Origin of the sequence: Gallibacter sp. Marseille-QA0791, from assembly GCF_965119705.1 — a bacterium.
Lineage (GTDB): Bacteria > Bacillota > Clostridia > Peptostreptococcales > Anaerovoracaceae > Lentihominibacter > Lentihominibacter excrementipullorum.
Window position 1 is genome coordinate 982,909 of record NZ_CBCPMH010000001.1, and the last position, 22,066, is coordinate 1,004,974.

The window sequence follows — 22,066 nt, forward strand, 5'->3', positions numbered from 1 at the left end:
GATGCGTATATTGGTAGATACAAACATTCTGTTTTCCGCATTGGTCTTTCCCCATTCCAAACCGGCGCAAGCTCTACTCTACATTGCAGACAATCACGAAATCGTTTTGTGTGACCGCAATATCGTGGAATTACGGGATATTCTCGAACGGAAAGCGCCAAAGTATCTCCCGGATGCCGAAGTGCTGTTGACAGAGATGTCCTATGAGTTGATTCCTGCGGTAGACCACCCGGAAAAGTTGATACGTGACGCAAAAGACCAGCCGATCTTAAATGCTGCTATCGTATCAGATGTGGATATTATCCTCACCGGAGACAAAGATTTTTTAACTCTGGACATGGAGCGTCCGAAATGTATGACCGTTGCACAGTTTCTCGAAAATGAAGGTGTGAAATCTTGACTTTACCAACGGTGAATCAGCCGAAAAGCTGTATATTTACGAATATAACCTTTCAAGGGACGGCAATCCGCTGCCCCTTTTTTTGTATTGTTTATTGCTGTCCTGAAAATATCGTTCTTCATATGAAAACTTCTCTATAAACTTTAGCATTTATAATAACGGATCATATTATATCATCTCCTTGTTTTGTATCGATTTCATGATATAGACTCAAAAGGACTTTCACAACAGGGACTTGCTGTCAAACTGAATGTTGTGCGGCAAACAGTTTCAAAATGGGAACATGGGGTATCACTTAGATAAAGATACCACACCATTCCCACGCTGACTTTTGCTCAACCGATACAGCCGGAGGGCTGGATAACAAGAAAAGGCGATATGCGCCCCGTGGAGGGGTAGTATATCGCCTTTTCTTGTGGGGGGGGGTTCCAAAGGGGGCAACGCCCCATTTGGCACACGACTTTGCGAAGCAAAGTGTAGTGTGTTATACGCTCTGTCGGCGTTGCCGTGAAAATACCGTTGCCGCTGGTGATATTGTCAAGATTAGTTGACACATTTTTCTCAAGGATATCACTGACTATGCAGCCACCTCCAAAGCCTCATAGTACTGCCTGCGTTTTACCATGGGAGGAAGGCCGCCATTGGCAGAGCAGATCCTCCGGTTGTTCCAGTAGCTGAGGAAGTATCTCCAGATAAGTACCTTTAGTTCTTCTACTTCCATCTGCCTTGTGTCATAGCGGTCATAAAGGAGCTCTGTCTTCATTCTGGCTCACATACTCTCACAGCGTGCATTATCATGGCAGCGTCCTCCTGCACTGTTCATGCTTTGGTGGATGTGGTGCTCCCGGATGGTCTGGCGGTAAGACTCACTGGTATACTGTGTCCCACGGTCACTGTGGATGATCGCTCCTTCCAATGCGGGATATGCAGTCAGGGCATTTTCCAGTGTTTGGATACACAGATCTGCTTTCATGTTTGTCCCCATTGACAGACCGAGGACGCTAAGATCAAAGCAGTCGAAAATCGCAGATACATACAGTTTCCCATTGCGCGCCGGGATCTCCGTGATATCTGTAATACATTTTTCTAATGGGGCATCTGAATGGAAATCCCGCTTCAACAGATCATCCGATTTCATGGCTTCCCGGTCTGCCTTTGTAAGTCCATTCGGCTTTCTCTTTGGCCGATGGCTCAGGCCGATCTGATCCATAACCCGGTATACGGTCCGTTCACTGGGTATATGTACGCCCTCCGGCTGCTTCAGCAACAGCGCCTGATACATCCGGATCCGTCCATAAGTATCGTTACATTCATCCTCACTGATGATTTCTTTCATGGCATCCGCCAGATCCTGGTACTTCCATGGACGGTCTTTGTTTGCGAGATATTTATAGAAGCCCTGCCGGCTGATACCAAGCATCCGGCAATAAAATGAAATTTTTCCGGTAATCCTGCCGTCCTCTGTTTTCAAAGCGAGAAAGATCATTCTCTGGTTTTTGCTGACTTCCGACGGCTGGCGGCGAAAAAAGCGCTGGCTTCCTCCAGAAATTCATTTTCTTCCTTCAGGCGGCGGATTTCTTTATCCTGCTCCTTCACCCGCTTACGCAGCATGGTAATTTCTTCTGACAGGCTCATTGCACTGGCAGGGGTATGGGAACCTTCCCCAACATCCAGCTTACCAGCTCTTACAGCTTTCAGCCATGTATGGATGGTTCCTTCAGGGATTCCTAATTCTTTAGCAGCCTTAGCGCCGCCGATTTCTTTGGCAAGTTTCACTGCCTGTACTTTGTATTCATGGTCATATTTACGTGCCACTTTGAATACCTCCTTATTCTCTTGGTTTTATTATGAAATCCTTGAGAATAAGCTGTCAACTTTTTTTATACTACACCAGAAGTCAGGTACTATAGACAGGGAATAATTTCAAACACATATGCAAAAAAGTGCATAAAGTGTATACAAAAATGCGTATTGTCGGATTTGTCGAAAAAAGGCACGAAAAAAGTATCCCTGCACTCCATCACCGGAATGCATGACGATGCGCGGACAGTTGAGGATACGCAAGTGGCCGTGCTCATAAAGTAATGTATAAAAATTCACTTTTGAGTTTTCTCATGCATATCTCTGTTCCATATAACAAGCCTTAACGCCCCCGAAGATCTCTCAGCTCTTTTTCTGAAGAACCTTCTGTTTTTACGTCAGGAAAATTCAGAAAAATCAGAGCGCGGCATGCTGTTTTCGTGTATAATTTAGATATATTCTTCAGGATGGTACGCCAGATCATGATGCGGCGGATACCGGGAAAAATAAAAGGTCAGAAGGGGAGGTGAAGATATGGCTAAAAAATGTTTCAGATGTGGTTCGGAAAAACTCGTTAAAGTAGTGCCGGCAAAAGCGCTTGTAATACCGGAGATAAAACAAGAGGTCGAGGACGGGACTGCTGTAGTCAGCTGCGGGTGTGCAGGATTTCTTTCATCGCATATGACCAGATGCAGAAACTGCGGTTTCGAATGGGATGATATCATGGAGCAGCAGATGATGCAGCAGGAGTGATAGTCGAAGCGATTCAGGACCCGAAACAGGCAATCATGACCACCCTTAAAAAGGGTGGTTTGCTCTAGGGCTATAAGCCCATGGATTGCTAGGCTAGCGTCTCAAGGCGCTAGGCTTTCGAGTGGGGGGTGCGGACGTTTTCTTGGACAGCCTATGCAGTTAATCCAAGAGATCGCCTGTACTCCACAGGGCTCAGATACCCTAACGATTTCTTAATTCTTTTTTCATTGTACCAACGAAGGTACAGGTCTAACTCATGTGAGAATTCCTCTATGGTCACGTCCTGCCAGTCCTGATTGTAGAAGAACTCATTCTTTATTCGTCCAAACAAACCTTCACAAGCAGCATTATCTGGAGAGCATCCTTTCTGTGACATCGACCTGGTATATCCGTTTGTCTCCATCCTCTCGATCCAACCTGTCCAGCGATAGTGACAGCCTCGATCCGTATGAATAATCGGTTTTGATTTCTCGCCCATATTTGCAATCACGTCGTCGAGCATGCCATTGACGAGATCAGCATTTGGATGTTCACTTATTCGCCATGTGACTAGCATTCCATCAAAGCAGTCCACTGCCGGCGACAGATACACCTTGCCTGCAGGGATAGCAAACTCGCTGATATCCGACAAAAGGAGTTCATATGGATTCTCGCTATGAAAGTTCCTTTGCACTTCGTTGGGAACAGATGGACTGATTTCTCCCTTATACGAATTGTACTTCTTCGTTTTTCGGATCTTTACTTCAAGCCCTTCGTCCTTCATTACTCTGCGAACGACTTTTTCAGATACCTTTATTCCAATCTTCTTTAGTTCTGCATGTATTCTGCGATACCCATATCGGGCTTTGTTTTCGAAGAATAGCCTGGTAACTTCATTTCGCAGAGGCTCATACTTATCCTCTTTTGCAAGAGCCTTCATTTGATAGTAGTAACTACTTCTTGATAGTCCCATCTTTCGAAGCAGAATCGGTAGCGGATACTTCTCCTTTATGGCGTCGATCACCGCTACCTTCTCCCTGTTCTTTAGGTCCTTCCAGTCGACGCCGGGGTCTTTTTTTAATACGTTGATTGTCTCCTTCAAGATATCTACTTCCATTTGAAGCTCATACATCTGCTTTCTGAGTGATTCGACCTCTTCGGAAGATATCTTTTCATTCATGTCCGGTAATTTTTCAGGGTTGATATTTTTCGTATTCATCAGAGAAGCTGCACCTCCTTGAAGATATCGCTTTCGCCACATATATATGCTGGCTCGGCTGTATCCAACCTCCTCTGATACTGATTTTACACTTTCTCCGTTCTCAAAACAACGACGAAGCGCTTCCATCTTAAACTCCGCCGGAGGGTTTCGAGGATGTTCGGTAGTGTTTTTTAGGTTCAGCTTCTTTCGTCTTTCCTTTGGCTTTCCATCGTTACGAATCCAGGCATGCAACTGTTCTCTGCTGGGATAACCTAATCGGCGCACCGTATCTGTAACAGAACCTATTCGATGATACATACGTAACGCCTTTATTCTCTGTTCTTCTGAATACATCAATTACTCCTTTCAGAGCCCTATATGTGTCCAGGTTTTTGTCCGCACCCCCGTGTGTGAAATAATTTCTGTAAAATATCCTTCTATGGTAATTTAGATGTGAGGTCTGCCAAAGACAGCTATCCTCGAATTGATAATCACAATATAATTTAATCAAAAACAAAAGTCAAGAGCTCATTTCTATGGTTTCTTGACTTTTTCTTAACTGTCAAGACATTTGTTACACTTTGAGAAATACTCTGCTACTACCTGATCGGGACTTTTGAAGTCCAATACCGTCTTTGCTGTGCTGTTATATTTCTTCTCGTGTCTCGCTACTTTCTTCTTAAGCTCTTTCTCACTTGTGAATACTTCTCTGCCATACAGGATCTTCCCGTCTTCTCTGTGACTTCTCTCTACCTTCCCATTCTGCCATGGCGAATACGGTCTCGTTCTCTTAAGCTCCATATTCAGCTTTTTTACCGCTTTTTCAAACGCACTGTCCTTTTCCGTCTTATCATCGTCATTTACGAATTCCGGTCCGTTGTCTACCTGGATAGTCTCTATCTTGAATCCCATTCTTTTTCTCAGGCTCTTTATGAATTCCTTTGTCTCGTATGTGCTCTTCTCTTTTACTATCTTCAGCACTCGCTTCCGGCTATATTCATCTATCGCCGTTATCTGATAATACTTATCTCCGTAACATGGAAACCTTATACATTCCTGAGGTACATATTTGATATCTACCTGCACCTTCTCTCCCGGATATGTCCCCTGCATGTTCTCATATTTCGTATAGCTTTTCTTCTTTCTCTCTACTTTTCTGTATCCCCTGTTTCTTATCTGTCTGCACATACTTTCAAAACTTCGGCTATATCCTCTGCTTTGACATCTTACATATACTTCTGCAAGACCATACCTCCCGTTTCTCCTAAGCATGTTCTTTATCAGCTTCAGTTCTTCTTCCGTATGCGCGTTCGGGCTGCGCTGAGGCCTCCTAGACCTCAGCGCAAGGCTCTGAACGCTTCCATCGTACTTTTCCAGTTGTCTATATACAAACTGCCTGTAGGTATGATATCTCCTTGCAGCCTTTGTTACGCCATGTTTTAAAGCATATTCACATAAACGCTGGCGAAATCTCATTTCTTCGGTTATACTTTTCATGAGAGATACTCCTTACTGATACTTGTTTTTTTGGTCGAAAACTATTGTATCAAAGTATCTCTCTTTTTTTATTTATTTCTGTAACATATGTCTTAGCATATTACATCATTTCTATGGTTTCTTGACTTTTTTTGGTAAAATAATCCGGCCTGGTCCTGTAGAGGCTGTGTAATCAATAGAAAATCAGATCAGTCCGGAAGTCTGCCTTCATACATTATGCTGAATTCCCCGTATACTTTTGCCCAGTTTCTCAGTGGCTGCCCCCATTTTTTAGTAGCCTGTAATGTTGCCAGGTACAGAGCCTTTAAAAGGGCTGTGTCATTAGGAAATATGGATCTTTGACGGTTAAGTTTTTTGTAGGTGCTGTTCAGGCTCTCGATGGCATTAGTAGTATATATGACTTTTCTTACATCTGAAGAAAATTTGTATATCGGTGTCAGAACGTCCCAATTCTGTTCCCAGCTCTTCAGCGCATTTGGATATTTTTCACTCCATTTCTCCGCCACTCGCTCCAGATTCTCATGTCCCTGCTGCTCGTTAGGCGCAAGATAAATGCTCTTAAGGTCTGTGGCAAAAGCTTTCTTATCCTTGTATGGAACGTATTTTAACGTATTTCGTACCTGGTGAACTATGCAGCGTTGATATTCTGTTTTAGGAAAAGCTGTATTTATAGCTTCCTTGATTCCTGTAAGTCCATCGGCACAAATTATCATGATATCTTTTACTCCACGATTTTTTAAGTCATTCAAAACTCCAAGCCAGTATTTACTGCTTTCATTCTCTCCGATCTGCAGGCTTATGACATCTTTTCTGCCATCAAGTGTAACTCCCAGAATCACATATGCTGCAAGCTTCTTGATGATATGATCTTCTCTTACTGAAAAGTGCACTGCATCTATGAACAGGATCGGATATATATCGTCAAGTGGCCTGTTCTGCCAATCTGTGATATCCTGCAGTATTTTATCCGTTACATCCGAGATGAATCCTTCGCTGCATTCGAACCCATACAGTTCTTCTATCTGTTCGGATATCTGTCTTGTTGTCAGTCCTCTTGCATACATGCTTATGATTTTCTGATCTATATCTGAGATATCCTTTTGGCGTTTCTTTACAATCTTTGGTTCAAATGTACTGTCCCTGTCCTGTGGTACTGCGAGTTCTATTTCGCCAAAATTTCCTCTTACAGTCTTTGTTTTAGTTCCATTTCGGTAATTTGGATTGTTGCTTCTCTCATAGCTTTCATATCCAAGATGTTCATCCATTTCTGCTTCCATCATTGATTTTAATGCTCCTCCAAGAAGATCTTTGAGAGCTTCCTGGATGTCTTCTGCTGTCTCGATGTTATATTCATCGATTAGTGCAGCTATGATGTTTTTCTTGTTTTCATTTAATGGTTTAACTTTGTAAACTTCTTTCTTCCTGTTTGCCATAAAAAATCCTCCTATGGTTGATTTAATTTTACCATAGAAGGATTTTGCTTCAACTTTTTACAGACTTTTTTTCATACTCTCCTAGCTTTCTCTTCGTTCAAGCTACATTGCCATTGCCTCTTTAGCTACCCCTCAAAGGGGTTCAATTATTTTTTAAATGGATCTTCATATTCTTTGACACTCAGTTTATCAACTGCCATATCATGTTTTTCTTGCTCTCTAACATACTTACGCACTGTCGCTTCATTCAGCCCGACCGTGCTGACATAGTATCCTTCCGCCCAGAAATGTCGATTTCCAAACTTGTATTTTAAGTTTGCATGTCTTTCGAACATCATCAGCGCGCTCTTTCCTTTTAGATATCCCATGAAACTTGATACACTTATTTTAGGCGGAATGCTCAGCACCAAGTGTACATGATCGCTCATCATATGACCTTCCAGGATTTCTACCTCTTTATATCGGCACAATGTTCTTATGATATCCTGTAAACTTTCTCTATATTGATTGTATATCACTTTTCGTCTATACTTTGGAGAGAACACTATGTGATATTTACACAATAATAGACAAACCGTGTTGATTTTTGTTGTTTTTCAATTAACAATATCCAGTAAAAAAGGAGAACAACTCAATTGTTTCTGTTTGCAAAAGATGTATTATTAGTCTTCTAATGGTTCAACAGGAGTGATTGTTGGGCCATCCCACCAAGGTTTGAATTCCTTAGCTGGAGCCTGTTCTTTGAAGTATGGGTCATCCCAAACGATTCTTCTTTCAACTGTGATTTCCAACTCTTTTGCATATTCCAGATACTTGTCATTTGCTTCTTCTGTCAGTTCTGCGGAAGAGATGAATCCTGTCTGATCCAGCTGGTCATTTACAAACAGTTTTGTAAATAAGAATCCGCCCTGTCCTGTCAGATACTGTTCGCCAGTAATTCCGAATTTTTCGAAGGATTCAACCATTCCAGGTGCAAACAGGTGAGATTCAACACGAACATCTTTGCCGTCTTTCTTACCCATTGCTTCTACTACGAATGCTCCTGTATCGGATACTAAACCTTCGTCCAGAATTTCCTGAATTTCGTGTGCAAATCTAGGTGGATGTGGCAGTGCGCTCAGAATAGCATTGTGAGTGTTAACCATCTGACCATCGATTTCTACTGGTTCTCTCTTGAGCAGTCCAGCTCTTGCTAAAGGTTCAGCGAATTCGATACCAACTCCGCCGTATTTGAAGAAAGCGTTTTTGCAACCTTTGAACAGTTCGTCAGCTCTAATACCTACATAGAAAGGTTCATCGTGTGCGTGTTCTACGAATCTTACTGGATATCCAACATAGTCGATAGTTCTTTCGATTGGCAGGGAGAATGGTCTAGTGTTAACCATCTGTCCGTCAATCCAAGCAACAGGCAGGTCATCCATATCAGCTAAAGCTGTTACAGGAGACCACCAGTAAGGCTGGAATCTCTTAGCTTCAACGCCTTCGTAAACCATCATGTTGATAGTATCACATTCGTCGATGTCTTTCATTGTATCTCTAGCTACAACGCACATTGTTCCCGGTGCGGAGCCTGTTCCCATGATACCCAGGATTCCTGCTTCTTTGAATTTTTCATTGTATTCGCCCAGCAGTCTGTACATACATTTTTCCCATGTATCTTCAAATCCTTCCGGAGCAGCAAAGTCCTGATAGTTAACTTTTGCTTCCAGTGCTGCGTCGATTACGTTTTTACCGAATGCCAGTGGCAGTGCGTTTACTACCAGGTCGCATCCTTCGAGCAGTGGTGTGATCTGTGCTTTGTCAGATGCATTACAGAAGTAACCTTCTGCCTTATTCAGTCCTGCTGCCAGCTCTTTAGCTGCTGCTTCGTCATAGTCTGCACAAATGATTTTTTCTACGTTTGGTTCCAGATCCAGTCTCTTTGCTACTGTTGTTCCCTGTGCACCTGTTCCAAGCACCAAAATTTTTTTACTCATAAATTATTTCTCCGTTTCTTCAATGATCTTTTTTTCTATGGATATTATACTTTCGAAATCTATTGTATCCAGCAATTTCGCTACGTCATAAAAAGCCTCCTTTTCCCTATCCATGGTTTTTTTCAATATATCGTGCTGAGAATCACGTATTGCCTTAACTTCAAGTATTTCACCGCTGAAGTTCGTCTCTCCACTATTCTTTTTATACTCGATTGCTGTAACAACGTCGTAAAGATCCGGGAACGGCAGAGTTTCTCCGTAACCCCAGCTTTCCGGTATCGATGAGTCAAATGCCTCTATCGCAACCTTTTCATAAACACGCTTATCAAAATCTTCAATCAGGAAATTATTATCCAGTTCACAAAGTTCTGTAAACGCGGCTGCCGGGCTGCCGGATTTAAGTTCTTCCGCTAATGCATCCAATACCCTGACATATTCATACGGCTGTACATACCCTATTATCACATTGCTGAAAGGACCGAATTTATAGATCTCTTTGTGTATATTCCTGTTAATTTTCAAGAGTATCCGGCTTTGTTCCCACGCCTGATCATAAACACCACTCAAGCTTTCCTTATCGATACCAATGGCTTTTATACGTTCGGTCAATCTATTGACTTCTATAGCCCTATTGTAGCATTTTACCGCCTTTTCATTGATGGATTCCAAAAGCACTTTCAACTCCGGATAAGCAGGATACAGGCTTTCAGCGATATTTTCATCCATGAAATTCATATAGTTTTCCACATCCCAGGTAAAATCAAACGGCAATACCGGCATACTGTCAAACGACATATCGATGATTCCGTGTATCCTGTTATTGAAATCAAAAACCTCCGGTTCATAACGGTCTACGTTATCATATTGGGTATGGTCGTAATTTTCCATAGCCTCAGGGTTTTCCTCTCCAAAGGATGCGCTTATCCTCATATATGTAGGTGCTCCGGCCTTATTAAAAATACCGTCGTCAGAGCCGACTATCCTTGTCGGAAAAACCGCATGACCATTATCCAGTTCCAGCTTACTCAATACGCTGTCAAAAGCCTTTTTATAGCTGCCTGTAATCGCCACCTTGAATTTGTCCGTCTGGTCTATTGCCGGATTTTCGAAATTATTAAAAAGCGCCATATTTGATATCCACTCAGGATGCTGTTTTGCGATAGCCGCCGCACCGGTAGCAAAATCAAAGTACGTATCCTTTATACCACACTCCTCCGCACCATTTGTTATAAATACAAAAGTGCTTTCCGGCTTGTATCCTGAATCTATCATAGCCTTTGCTATGGTCATCTGTGCTCCCAAAGATGTCGCGTTATCCTGAAAGCCGTCCCAGTAAGCGTCGTAATGTCCGCAGACCAATATATATCTGTTTGGATTCCTGCCGATAATTTTCCCATGTACGTAATGGGCTTCCGCGTTTTCGGTAAGTCTGATATCTGCTTTTATATTAACTGTTATATGCTTTCCTTCCTTCAACATCGTGCGAAGTTTATCTCCATCCCTTTTAGTCATCATAACCGCGGGAATATTGACAACGCCCATAACATCCTGCACCGAAATAATATCATCTGTATACGTGCCCGGCCCTCTGTCCATTACCGTAGCGATAACAGCCTTAGCGCCCCGCTCCTCGGCCTGACTGAAAATAGAGTTATACCAATATGTATAATACGCATCCGTATCTATCAATACGATTTTGTCCTTTACATCTATTCCCTGATAATTGCCTCTGGTACCATCACCGACATACACTACTTCTCCGGTGATTCCCTCCGGCGCGGTGCCTTCCAAAAATGGAAAGGAACAAACCTCCATAGACTCACTTTTGTTCGGAGATAACACCGTGACGGTCGCCTCTCTGAAATCCCATGAATCCGCACGCAGGCTTTCTTTTGTTACCTCCTGCAGGCCTATACTTTTCATTTCTTCCGCAATCCAGTCCGCAGCCTCATTTTCCGCCCGGGTTCCCGCAAGTCTGAATCCTTTTTCAGTGTTCCTGAAGCTTATCAGTTTTTTTGCAACAGAGAATCCATAATCCGAGTCTACCTTCTGTAAATAATTTTCCATTCCAAACCTCCTGAAAAAGAAAAGTCCTTAATTTTCGTAATACTCGAGCTGTGTTACCATTCTCTTGGAGTAAAGCTGAGATTCCGCAAGATATGACAATGCTTCGCTGATAAGGCTCAGATATTCTTCCTCAGAACCTCCTTCATATTTACTCATATATGCATATGATGATCTGTTGACAGCCTTTTCATATGCAGTGTATGCATTGTCCAGCATGCTTTCAAATGCCACCTGGCTTGCAAAATCCTTCTGCAGCACTTCGCTTGCATTAAGTACTCTCCTGTATGTGTCTCTTGCTCTATAATAAAATACAAAGAAAGTTTCCATTTTCATGGCTTCACAGATATCATTAGGATCATCCATCAAAGGAAGCTTCACAAACTCACCCATAGAACCTGCAGGAACGCCTGTCCCGCTCCCATTTCCCTGCATGAAATAAGCCGTCATATCAGCAGGTGAGATAAATGCCTGATGAGTGTATTCTGTCAGATTGTATCCTCTTCTGGAACCGGCATCATTGTAACGCCACTCCTTTGTCTTCGCATCAAATCTGTCGTCGGAGCGAATGATTTTATGAATATAATCTATATCCACCTCGTTATTTTCCACACCAAGCGCCAGGAATTCCGATATCGTTGCAAATCTGTCTCTGGATTCATCGATATATTCCTCCCATACAGGCAGATTGTATTTATCCCCGTCTTTTCCGGCAAAGTGGTTTGTAACTACTACATAATTTCCTCTTTCACCGGCATCTCCCGGATATCTTATATTAAAATGGTCGCAGTTGGACTCGACAACACAGACCTCACCGCTTTTATCCGTCATAAGATAATTCCCTACAGCGCCGAACTTCGGTACTTCTCTCAGCCACTCGATAGCTTCCTCTTTGGTTTTGCAGCACTGTACAAGATGATGATATATTATATTCGTGTCTATTCCCCAGTCACAGTCAGGTCTGTTAAACTGCATAGTCATTGCCCAGCCAAAGCCATAGCTGTTCAATCCCGTTTGACAGTGCGGCTTTCCTATTGTTCCGAAAGCCACATAATTAGGTCCTTCTTCAGGATAAGCAATAATTATGACTCTGTCGGGAGTCTCATCAGAACCAGAACCGCTGACTCCTACCAATGGCTTTCCATCCTTTGTAGCATCTGCCGCCACAGCCAATCCGTTGCAGTACGTTTTTGGAGTATCACATGCCGGTGCATCATTATCAAATCCCAGCTCCTCTGGATAAGGTCCCTCCGCTCTTGCCCATCTTACAGACGGGTATACTGCCATCATAATAACGTCAAGATATGTGATTTCAACACCTTTGTTGACACAGCCCTCTACTATGCCCTCACACCACTCTCTGAAGGTAGGATCGTATTTATCTGCCATGAAAGCCTGCGTCTTGAGATCTTTAGTTGCGGTTTCCTCTCCGTTTGTTTGATAAAGAGCTGCTTTAAGCACCGTGATCAGAGCATGTATCTTAAAAGCCAGCTTTTCACCGTATTGACGACCCATTTCATGATTGTTTCCTCTCAAAACCAGAATTTGAGGTATCCCCTTTGTCGTCTGGACAGGTGGGGCGATAGTTTCATTTTCCCCTCCGTAAAGGTGTGCTACTTTTTCTCTGAGTTCTTTCATATTCTCATACACTTTTCTATCCTCCTCAAAAGTTCTTATCTATCTTTCATATGACATTATAGAATTTGCTGCTACTACACCTGACGCTACAGATAATCCCGCACATGTAGCGCATATGTCATAATATGTATCTCCGAAGGCGCTTCCCATTTCAGCTCCGCCAGCATATACTCCTGTTATCGGTTTTTTATTCACATCGAGCACTCGTAATTTGGCATCTGTTTTTACTCCGCCAAGTGTACACCAGTAACTCCCTGCATATTCAAAGGCGTAATAGCCTTTGCCCTCTTTTATTTCTCTCATAAACATCGGAGATTTGAAGTGTTCAGTATCTTCCCCGTTTCTGCACATCTCATTATATCTGGCTACGGTTTTTTCAAGGTTCTTAAGCCCAAAATGCTCCGCTATCCCGGAAAGCGTATCGGCCTTAAATCCCCAGCCCTCCTGCTCTGCCTGAGCAAACTGTTCCTTGGCTTTATCAAGTACCGGTACGAACATATGACTTCCAAAATCCCAGTCCGGCTCTCCCAGATACTTGTATATGCCTTCTTCACAGCATCCGTCATAATATTCGCCATCCATGACTACATACACATTGCCTATATTTACAGTCGGATAAGCGGCTGTTGCCAGCGGAATCGTTGCCATAAGCTCTTCATTGAAGAACCTCTCTCCTTCCGAATCCACCATGAGCCCTCCGTATGTGGCAAAACCCAGATTATCATTATCCATACGAAAATCCTGATCAAACATATACTCTCTGTGCTTCAGACTTGCTCCACATACTTCATTACATGTAAGTCCGAATGAAGTGTCCAGAATTCCTCCCGCCGCAGCGGCCATCTTTATGCCGTCGCCTGTATTATTGGGGGATCCCAGATTACATAAGGGAGCTCCTTTGAAAAGTTCTTTCATCATTTCCTTATTATTTCCAAACCCGCCTGTAGCCAAAAATACCGCTGTTGTTTTTATTTCCACCTCGCCTCCGGATTTTGTAGCAGCCTTTATTCCGACCACTCTGCCGTCTTCAAGTATCAGCTCTTTTCCGCTGCAGCCGAACATGATATTTACTCCGACTCTTTTCAGCGCCTTCTCTAAAACCTCTGCGCGATCCTTACCGTATTCGTTTATAAGATGCAGCGGGCTCCACATCATATCATTCAAATACTTTTCTTTGTTTTCCATATCTACCCAGTCTGCATAAGCCGAAAATGTAAAACCCATGTCGGTAAGAATCCTCTCGGCTTCAGCGCTGCTGTCAAGTAATACGTTTATTAGCTTTGGATTGATCTGACCCTTTGCCCATGATGTCATGCGGTTATACAGGTTTTTCTTGTTCGCTATCGTTATTCCTTTTGTTTTCTGAAAATCTGTCTCGCACCCCATAAATCCGCTTAGTCTCGCAAAATTTGACGACCTGAAACTGCTTCCCTTCTCCAATAGTATAACATTCTTTCCTTCCTTCGCCAGCTTATACGCAGCGACACTGCCTGCCGCCCCGCCGCCTACAACAACAGCGTATGCTTCGTATACTTTCTTACTCATAACCACTCCTTTCCTATTTATCTTTATCATTGTATACCCGTTCATGATTTTCTCTGTGGTCTAACGCATATAGCTAAAATGAAAATTACTAAAACACAAAGCGCTGTCAACATTATCCATGCCGCTGTATAACTGCCGGTTTTATCATATATCATACTGATAACCACCTGCAGCATTCCCGCAAGACCATTTCCTATACTGAACATTCCCATTAACGTACCGAAATGAGATTTTCCGTACATGAGCGGCAACACCATCTGTATTGAAATCGTAGCGAAAGGAATTCCCAAACCATAAAGCACAATAAACAATACCATCAATATCGGTGAATCAAACAACCCGTTCATCCAAAATGCAATGAAGCACACCAGAAACAGTACCGCTTCTATAAGATTCGTCTTATATACCCCTAGTTTATCGTAAAGCATACCTACTGCTATTTTTCCTATAATCAGCACACCTGACGCATATGATATTATCATGGCTGCTTTCTCAGACGACATTCCATTATCCGTCATAAACGGAACCCCATGATTCAATATTGCCATAGCTACAAAGGGTAAAATAGTATATGCAATAAATACCGCCCATGTCTGCGGCTTTTTAAATGCTTCTCCAAGAGTAAAGTCGTTTTCCAAGGCCACATTGTCTGTTTCTCGACATTTCACTTCCTCCGCAGCTGTACTCTGTTGATTTCTTTTCATGAAAATCAACACCAGCGGAGTCAGAATAACAAGCACGCAGGCTCCGCCGAAAGCAAATGAATATCTCCACCCGAAATTTTCTATTATATATGTATAGAGCGGATTAAGTATCATAGCCCCAAAGCCGCTTCCGACAAAAGCAATGCCTAACGCGGTTCCCTCGTTCTTATTTCTGAACCAGTCCTTAATAACTATCGAAATCGGTATATTGCAGGTCATGGAAATCGATATTCCCATCAATACAGACGCTGCATAAAAATACACTATAGACGGCGCTATGGCATATATGAACAAACATACACTGCAGCAAAGGACACCTATCATCATCAGTATTTTGATATTGTATTTTTCAAGCAGCTTCCCTGCAAACAACGAAGATAATATCATTGCAAATGCCTGCATTGTCGTTATGAGCGAAAAATCCGTCCTCGATATCCCGAATTCATCGGTTACCGGTTTAAGATATACTCCCATACAGCTTATACATGTTGCAAAAATAAACATTAATATAAGGAATGATACTGCTACAATCACCCAGCCTCTGTAATTACCTTCCTTTGACAAAATATTACCTCCATTCCTTATCTGTATCTTTACTATATATATCCCATACCTTATAAATCAGTTCCAGATACATGTCCGCCACAGGCTCAAGAGACTCCTGATGCACCTTATCCACATCATCGCTGTCATGAAACAGATACATTGGTGTCGATACGATACTTACTACCGGAATACCCCTGGCATTAAAATCGTAAGCATCGGAGCATACATCGCCTGATTTGTACTCGCCCTCAGATTTGTGATGTACAGGTAATACCATTGTTTTTTCCAGTCCGTGTTTTCTGACTGCATCATACACGATTTCCGGAAGACCGTATACATCGGTAACATACACTATTCTTGATTCTGATTCGTCGTGCAGAACGATTTCGTTGTCATCGCCCAATTCCATAGCTTTCCCTATATGCTCCACAGCAAAATCCAGAATCAGGTTTTCATTATTTTTAATTCTCTTGTTTATGAATCCTACATGCCCTTCGTAGTCCGTATAGTGACTGTCTGTGGAAAGAAACATCAATGTGGTTTTAATTTCTTCCTTTGGACGGGCGGCAAAATATTTCGCAAGAGAAAAAACCACCGACATGCCGCTGGCATCCTGTACTGCACCTCTGCATATAGCATCATGATGCGAATGCACCACTATTATGTCATCGGACATACCTCTGATTATCCCTTTGACATTAAGAGCTTCTTTTAATTCATATACCGTTTTTACATGCAGGGATCCCTTTGATACGACATTGCTTTTCACAGCTGCCTTCAGTTTCTCTCCGTCTTTTTTTGACACCCACAGGGCCGGAAGTTCCATATATCCGCCCACATTTACTATGTCCGTATAATCCTCATGAAAATAATGGCAATCCATAAAATCGTGAAGTATGCCTATGAACCCCGAAGCGCCGGCATTTTTAGCTCGCAGGTAATTAAACGGCCAGTTATTTGGCGAATAAATATTATACTGCTTCATTTTTCTGTTGAATTTATTATGAGGATCATAAACCTTCATATCTGCAAACTTTTCTATAAACCCACGCTGATCATTCGGCAGGAAATATACATCGCAAACAACTATTTTTCCCATTACATCAATTTCTTCAAAATCCTCTTCCAAGCCTTTGCCCATATAAACTACATCCGCATCCTTTACCTCTGAATTAAACTCGCCTGTTTCAGCTCCGCGGTTCGTTCCGTTGGCAAGACAGCAGTCTATATTTTCCCCGTTAATATTCAGCTCACATATCGATGTTTCACGGCATACCGACGGTACACTTTCTATCTCCACGTCATTGAGTCCGAGCTCATCAAAAACATCTTTTACATACTCTGCGGATTCACGTCCTTCTTTAGTCCCTGTCAGTCTGTGCGGCCATTTTGTAAAGCCTTTTATCCATGTCATCATATCTTCTCTGGAAGGTTTTTGCCTTTCGATACTGTTCATTTGTCGAATTCTCCGTTTCTTATTTCTTCATTTTGATTTTATACTTATATGAAACTTCATTCATTTACAAATAGTATCCTTTTCTTTGACGAAAATTACTTTTAATCAAAACCCCAATTACGTATTCCTCCTTGCGGTTGTTTTTTTAGCTAAATGTACATATCTGAGTAGCTAATTATACACAAAAATAACCGCGTGTAAAACCTCCAGATTTTAAACACGCAGTTATTTAATTCTCACTTATCGAATTCTTATTATTTCAATATTTACAAAGGAATTGTTTTCCACTGCCACATCTATGATAAAAGGAATTCCCATTTTATACACATCATATTCGATACTGGGCTTTGCCAGTTCCTTTACTATTTCGCGATCCAGTTTTTTTGTTTCATCTGCAATCAGATTTTTAACAGCCTCTGTCAGCTTCGGTGCTTCTGTTTTTATACATATGTAATCATCTCCGTCCTCCAGACCGGATATATCAAATTTATATAACAGTTTTTCATCACCGTTGTCAATATTGAAAGCCGTGATATTCAAATTGCCGCCTTTATCGTGAAGAATACAGTTAGGGTTCAATCTTGTAAAAGGCTGCTCTATCCTGTTAAACAGTTCATAGATATAATACAAAGGCTTCTTTTCACCATGCCTGCCAAACAGTTCTGAAAGAAGTACGTTTCTTTCACTCTCCTCCTTTTTCTGCCATGTATCTGATACCGTTATCCCAAGATATGAAACATTCTTTTCTATGTTTGCGCAGAGACGAGAATTGCTGCCTATTATCCGCAGTTTCCTTATTCCAAGTGTTTTTCTGCACAAAGCGAGTTCCTCAGTAAAATCCAACCTGTATACATCATCCTCTTCACATATCAGCACATTATCCACCTTTGGAAATTTACTTTTGTGACTGCGCTTGGCAGATATATCTATATTTATAATATTCCGATTCAGTTCACTATCAGCTTTAAATTCACTGTAGGGCCGTAAAAGCTCAATTATATCGCTGATTTTTATTTCCTCGTCACAGGTAAAACATATAGCATTGCTTTTTTTCTCTTTTATGAAATACTTCCTGTTTCGTTCACGATACTCTACCGGAGAGCACTGATATTTCTTTTCAAAAGCGCTGTAATAATATCTAGGTGCGGAAAATCCGCACTCATATGCGATATTCGTAATGCTCATATTACTGTCTAGCAGGTATTTCAGCGACATTTCCGCCCTTATGGATGACAGCAGCTTTTCAAATGAGCCGCCACCGTATTCCTTCATAAGCTTTTTAAATGTCGAGGTGCCGACAAAAATATGATCTGCGGCGTCCTTCAATGTGATTTTATTTTTACCGTTATCAAACAGATAGTCTACCACCTTTCGAATCTGATCTATTTTTTCCAGTTCCTTCTCCGAGGCATTTTCCATTTCATATCTTCCATAATTAAATCTCATTTTCATATCGCTGAGAATCTCTACACAATAATAAATAAGCGTCTGCTCCGTCTCGCTTTTGAGATACCCGTTTTCCTTATATTCAAAAAGCATCCTCACCATCTGTGCGATATAGTTTTTGATTTCCTCTGAAATTGCATCCTCCTCGGAATCACATTTAAAACAAACTATTGATATATCGGGAATATACTGATCAAAAGCCTCCATACTTATGGAAAGCTGTATATACAACAGATCCTCTGTTTTGTTTTCCAGAGCATGAACATCTTCAGTATTAACAACCTGTATATGTCCTCTCGACATATGCACAGTATTATTATTGGATATCAGATCGACTTCGCCTCTTACTACAAAAAACAGCTCTAACGTATCATACCAATTAAAGGTCTGCTCCGTGTTCCTTATTCCGATTGTAAATAACTTTTCTATCATTACATCTACCAACACCTGTATTGAAATTCTGTTTATATAAATGATACCATAGTTATTCATTAAAATCAAAATACGGACTTTATTATTTTGAAAATACGAAAATGGGATACATTTAAACCCCGACATCGCCATATAGACAGCCCGAAATTTTGTCCGTACCCCACTCGCTGTTTTAATTTATAAGATTATATCATTAAGTTACATCTTCTACGGTAAAATGCAATTTTCGGCTTTTTCATAAAAATCCGGACGCTCCGCTACCATTTGAACAAAAGTGTCGTAGAAATTATAGTCCCACATATCCGGAATATATGCTCCGCCTTTGCAAATGCTGAATATTTCATCGTCCAAAATTCTACGTTTTTCTTCTTCCGTCAACTCCATCCCATCATATTCCGGGAACATGATTCCGGGATTCAAAATAATTTTATCGCCATATTCATGTACTATTGCTTTATGATTGTTGATACGCTGACATGAAGACCATGACTGTACTCCCGCTTCTATAAAACCGGGCACCAGCCCCTCGTTTTTTCCACATGAATGCAATTGGAAAATAACTCCCTTTTTCTTAAGGAACTTGGCATATTTCTGCCATGCAGGCATTAGCAGTTCCCTAAACTGATCAAGAGAAATAAACGAATTGTTATTATGTCCGTAATCATCATGCTGTTCAACTATATCCAACGGGTAATACTCAAGTATTCCTTCAAGCATCTCTATTTTATAATCTATAATTGCCTCAAAAAATTCCTTACAGGCTTCCGGCTCTAAAATCGTTGCCATCAGGCCTTCATCAAAGCCCATCATGGTATGGAGCTGCTCAAGCGGCCCACTGCATATAATCATCATACGCAGCTTGCCTTCGTATTCCTCAGGATCTGCGCCGTCACGCTCCCACGCAGCCTTCCAGTCAATAGTACTCAAATCAGGGAATTTTATCTGCTCCCTCCATTTTGTTACATCGGTCAATATCGGACCGTATCCGGGCGTTGGAGTCGTTCCCATATCAACCTCCGAAAACGTCCAATGATTTCCGAACCAATCATAGCCTGTTCCTCCACCCAGACCCTCTCCGCCTTCGGGACCGCGTTCTCTGATTTCAGGAGGCATCCAGTATTTGATATCGCTTTGATAAATAGGGATTCTTTCAGGGATTTCATGATTATATGCCTTCAATAAATTTTCTCTTGCAGTCAGCATCTCTTTATTTGCAGGGTGATCGTATCATCCTGCTCTCCTTTCCTGGAAAATATTTTTACATATCAACTATATTCATAGCATTCAACTTCTACGAAACAAGCTTTACAGCAGCCTCTGCCGCAGAAACAGCATCAACAGTATAGCAATCTGCTCCTATGGAATCACTAAACCTCTGCGTTACCGGCGCTCCTCCCACCATAATTTTTACCTTATCTGCAATATCGCTGTTTTTTATCAATTCAACGGTTCTTTCCATGGCTTCCATTGTCGTAGTGAGCAACGCAGAGCAGCATACAAGCTTGGCATTGTTTTCTCTGGCTACATCAAGAAACTTCTGCTCAGGAACATCTACGCCCAGATCTATAACTTCAAATCCCTTGCTCTCCATCATCATTCGTACCAGATTCTTACCTATATCGTGTAAATCCCCTGCTACCGTACCTATAACCACGGTACCCTTTGACTCTATACCCGCTCCCGTAAGGTAAGGTTTCAACGTCTCTGCGCCCATTTTCATAGCACGCGCCGCTACCAGCACCTGTACTGTTGTCTCATCTGCATTTATGTAATCGGATTTCAGAAGGTGATCCCACATCCTTTCGTACAGCGGCCGGCCATAGACCTCTGATGTACGCAAAATCCAGTTAGAGATCGTCTGATCAGACAGATTCAGAGCATGCGATTTGAAATCAGAGCTGATTTTGTAAACCGGGTCACGGTTTTCAAACTTCCTGTCTATGACATATGCAGCCATGGATGGGGAAAGGAATGATCCTGCCAGCAGCGGCTTTGGCGATTCAGCCTGCAGTATAGGTGTATGGAGCTCTTTCTTTTCACATTCTCTGCATACATAGTGCTGCGTGATATGCTCATGCACGACCACCTTTGCAGGAATGATCTCAACCTCTTTTCGTACCGTCTTCTTCATCTGCGCAAGCCCGCTTCCGCATTGCGGACATACGGCTTCCTCTTCAGACAATACATATTCTGTTCTCTTTACCGGCAGCTTCTCCAGCTTTTCTTTCTTGCGGCCCTTTTTCTTCGGCTTGCGGGGCGGCTTTACCTTCTCTAATTTCGGTTCCTCCGCATCAGGCCGTGCTAATGCTTCTGCATCGTTGAAAAAACTGAGCTGAGCCTCATCTACATTGTCGTTTCTGCTCTTTTCTGATTTGCCTGCGAATTTTTCTTTGCGCAGATGCCTCAGCTCTGCTTCTTTTGCCTCAACCACCGCTCTCAGCCTTTCTGCTTCTCCTCTTGCTTCCATCGCAAATTTTTCAAGTTCTTTTCTTGGCATCTATGCCATATCTATCTGTTTCATCATGTCTTTATTATATTACAAAAGCCTTGAAATTTCAATGCTTTCAAGGCTTTATCCTTTGTGTTTTCCCCTGCTTTTGAAGCTTTCCCGCCACTCTTTCAAGCTCTTTTTTTCATATCATTTCAAGCAACATTTCCATTCCCTTCTGCCCAAAACCTTTCCCCTTCTGCGGCCAGGATATCACTCCTCTTTTTCTATATACTTTCGTAAGCGTCACCCCGTATTCCGTTATCCGTATTACATACACCGCTCTGCGGTCACTTCGTTGGAACAGATATTTCTCAGTACTTTTTGGCTTCCTTTTCATCACATATACGATGATTTTCATAAGATTCGTCTTACAGCTACTGCTGACCGGGTCGGGATACAGATACTGTCCGCTGTTTCCATCCTTGTACGCATAAAAGGTTTCTGTTATTTCACTAAAGTTTACAAGGCATTCCTCCTGATCCATACATATATCCTGCTTTTTTCATCCGGTATTTCTTTCCTGTATATTGTCTGTAGGGTATATGATTGAGCCTGCACCATTCCTTTTCTGATACAGGCACTCTATTCGCTCTCTCAAATACGTCCATCCAATACGCGATGTCTTCTTTGCTGTACATAGCAATCCTCCGTTTCTTCATTTGAATATGTCCTGCTGACATTTTATCGGAGGTTCCTTCTCTTTTC

20 protein-coding genes and 1 pseudogene are annotated in these 22,066 nt (G+C 42.0%); 3 read left to right on the forward strand and 18 right to left on the reverse strand.

Features of this window, described 5'->3' with window-relative positions:
- Position 1: 1 nt before the first annotated feature.
- Together ACQY69_RS04490 and ACQY69_RS04495 are read left to right on the forward strand one after the other, a co-directional pair.
- Positions 2-400, forward strand: a complete 399-nt coding sequence (locus ACQY69_RS04490) for a putative toxin-antitoxin system toxin component, PIN family (protein WP_428258989.1) — start codon at positions 2-4, stop codon at positions 398-400.
- 186 nt (positions 401-586) lie between these two features.
- Positions 587-697, forward strand: a pseudogene (locus ACQY69_RS04495) (helix-turn-helix domain-containing protein); the annotation flags it as partial.
- 280 nt (positions 698-977) lie between these two features.
- On the opposite strand, the gene ACQY69_RS04500 reads toward ACQY69_RS04495, so the two are convergent.
- From ACQY69_RS04500 to ACQY69_RS04510, 3 genes are read right to left on the reverse strand one after another with little or no spacing between them, the layout of a single operon-like run.
- Positions 978-1,163, reverse strand: a complete 186-nt coding sequence (locus ACQY69_RS04500; protein WP_428258991.1) for a hypothetical protein — start codon at positions 1,161-1,163, stop codon at positions 978-980.
- 6 nt (positions 1,164-1,169) lie between these two features.
- Positions 1,170-1,886: an IS3 family transposase gene (locus tag ACQY69_RS04505; RefSeq protein ID WP_428258992.1), complete on the reverse strand. Its 717-nt coding sequence runs from the start codon at positions 1,884-1,886 to the stop codon at positions 1,170-1,172.
- On the reverse strand, positions 1,883-2,215 hold the full coding sequence (locus ACQY69_RS04510; RefSeq protein ID WP_072524275.1) for a transposase: 333 nt from the start codon (positions 2,213-2,215) through the stop codon (positions 1,883-1,885). Before ACQY69_RS04510 ends, ACQY69_RS04505 begins: the two co-directional genes overlap by 4 nt.
- Before the next feature lie 519 nt (positions 2,216-2,734).
- Here ACQY69_RS04510 and ACQY69_RS04515 point away from each other — a divergent pair.
- Positions 2,735-2,953: a hypothetical protein gene (locus ACQY69_RS04515; protein WP_147593393.1), complete on the forward strand. Its 219-nt coding sequence runs from the start codon at positions 2,735-2,737 to the stop codon at positions 2,951-2,953.
- A gap of 151 nt (positions 2,954-3,104) precedes the next feature.
- Here the strand turns inward: ACQY69_RS04515 and ACQY69_RS04520 are convergent, their stop codons facing one another.
- The 15 genes from ACQY69_RS04520 to ACQY69_RS04590 all read right to left on the reverse strand — a co-directional run bounded on the left by ACQY69_RS04520 (position 3,105) and on the right by ACQY69_RS04590 (position 21,999).
- On the reverse strand, positions 3,105-4,487 hold the full coding sequence (locus tag ACQY69_RS04520; protein WP_428258994.1) for an IS3 family transposase: 1,383 nt from the start codon (positions 4,485-4,487) through the stop codon (positions 3,105-3,107).
- Positions 4,488-4,688: 201 nt separating this feature from the next.
- Positions 4,689-5,630: a DDE-type integrase/transposase/recombinase gene (locus tag ACQY69_RS04525; protein ID WP_428258995.1), complete on the reverse strand. Its 942-nt coding sequence runs from the start codon at positions 5,628-5,630 to the stop codon at positions 4,689-4,691.
- 188 nt (positions 5,631-5,818) lie between these two features.
- Complete coding sequence (locus ACQY69_RS04530) at positions 5,819-7,063, reverse strand: IS256 family transposase (RefSeq protein WP_428258997.1); 1,245 nt, start codon at positions 7,061-7,063, stop codon at positions 5,819-5,821.
- 146 nt (positions 7,064-7,209) lie between these two features.
- Positions 7,210-7,647 (reverse strand): IS200/IS605 family transposase, encoded by a 438-nt coding sequence (tnpA, locus tag ACQY69_RS04535; protein WP_428261014.1) that lies wholly within the window; start codon positions 7,645-7,647, stop codon positions 7,210-7,212.
- A gap of 78 nt (positions 7,648-7,725) precedes the next feature.
- Positions 7,726-9,039 (reverse strand): saccharopine dehydrogenase family protein, encoded by a 1,314-nt coding sequence (locus ACQY69_RS04540; protein WP_428258999.1) that lies wholly within the window; start codon positions 9,037-9,039, stop codon positions 7,726-7,728.
- Positions 9,040-9,042: 3 nt separating this feature from the next.
- Positions 9,043-11,106 (reverse strand): M28 family peptidase, encoded by a 2,064-nt coding sequence (locus ACQY69_RS04545; RefSeq protein ID WP_428259000.1) that lies wholly within the window; start codon positions 11,104-11,106, stop codon positions 9,043-9,045.
- Between the two features lie 27 nt (positions 11,107-11,133).
- Positions 11,134-12,753: a C45 family autoproteolytic acyltransferase/hydolase gene (locus ACQY69_RS04550; protein ID WP_428259002.1), complete on the reverse strand. Its 1,620-nt coding sequence runs from the start codon at positions 12,751-12,753 to the stop codon at positions 11,134-11,136.
- A gap of 27 nt (positions 12,754-12,780) precedes the next feature.
- On the reverse strand, positions 12,781-14,286 hold the full coding sequence (locus ACQY69_RS04555) for an FAD-dependent oxidoreductase (RefSeq protein WP_428259004.1): 1,506 nt from the start codon (positions 14,284-14,286) through the stop codon (positions 12,781-12,783).
- Positions 14,287-14,327: 41 nt separating this feature from the next.
- Positions 14,328-15,554 (reverse strand): MFS transporter, encoded by a 1,227-nt coding sequence (locus ACQY69_RS04560; RefSeq protein WP_147594603.1) that lies wholly within the window; start codon positions 15,552-15,554, stop codon positions 14,328-14,330.
- A 4-nt stretch (positions 15,555-15,558) separates the two neighbouring features.
- Positions 15,559-16,992, reverse strand: coding sequence for a M28 family peptidase (locus tag ACQY69_RS04565; RefSeq protein ID WP_428259007.1), 1,434 nt, complete (start codon positions 16,990-16,992; stop codon positions 15,559-15,561).
- Positions 16,993-17,232: 240 nt separating this feature from the next.
- Positions 17,233-18,870 (reverse strand): helix-turn-helix transcriptional regulator, encoded by a 1,638-nt coding sequence (locus ACQY69_RS04570; protein WP_428259009.1) that lies wholly within the window; start codon positions 18,868-18,870, stop codon positions 17,233-17,235.
- Positions 18,871-19,077: 207 nt separating this feature from the next.
- Complete coding sequence (locus ACQY69_RS04575; RefSeq protein WP_428259011.1) at positions 19,078-20,073, reverse strand: uroporphyrinogen decarboxylase family protein; 996 nt, start codon at positions 20,071-20,073, stop codon at positions 19,078-19,080.
- 88 nt (positions 20,074-20,161) lie between these two features.
- On the reverse strand, positions 20,162-21,337 hold the full coding sequence (locus ACQY69_RS04580; protein WP_428259013.1) for a cobalamin-dependent protein: 1,176 nt from the start codon (positions 21,335-21,337) through the stop codon (positions 20,162-20,164).
- Positions 21,338-21,503: 166 nt separating this feature from the next.
- The gene (locus ACQY69_RS04585; protein ID WP_428259015.1) at positions 21,504-21,845 is read right to left on the reverse strand and encodes a hypothetical protein; all 342 of its coding nucleotides are present in this window, start codon (positions 21,843-21,845) and stop codon (positions 21,504-21,506) included.
- Positions 21,814-21,999: a hypothetical protein gene (locus tag ACQY69_RS04590; RefSeq protein WP_428259017.1), complete on the reverse strand. Its 186-nt coding sequence runs from the start codon at positions 21,997-21,999 to the stop codon at positions 21,814-21,816. The genes ACQY69_RS04585 and ACQY69_RS04590 overlap by 32 nt, the downstream gene beginning before the upstream one ends.
- Between the last annotated feature and the right edge of the window lie 67 nt (positions 22,000-22,066).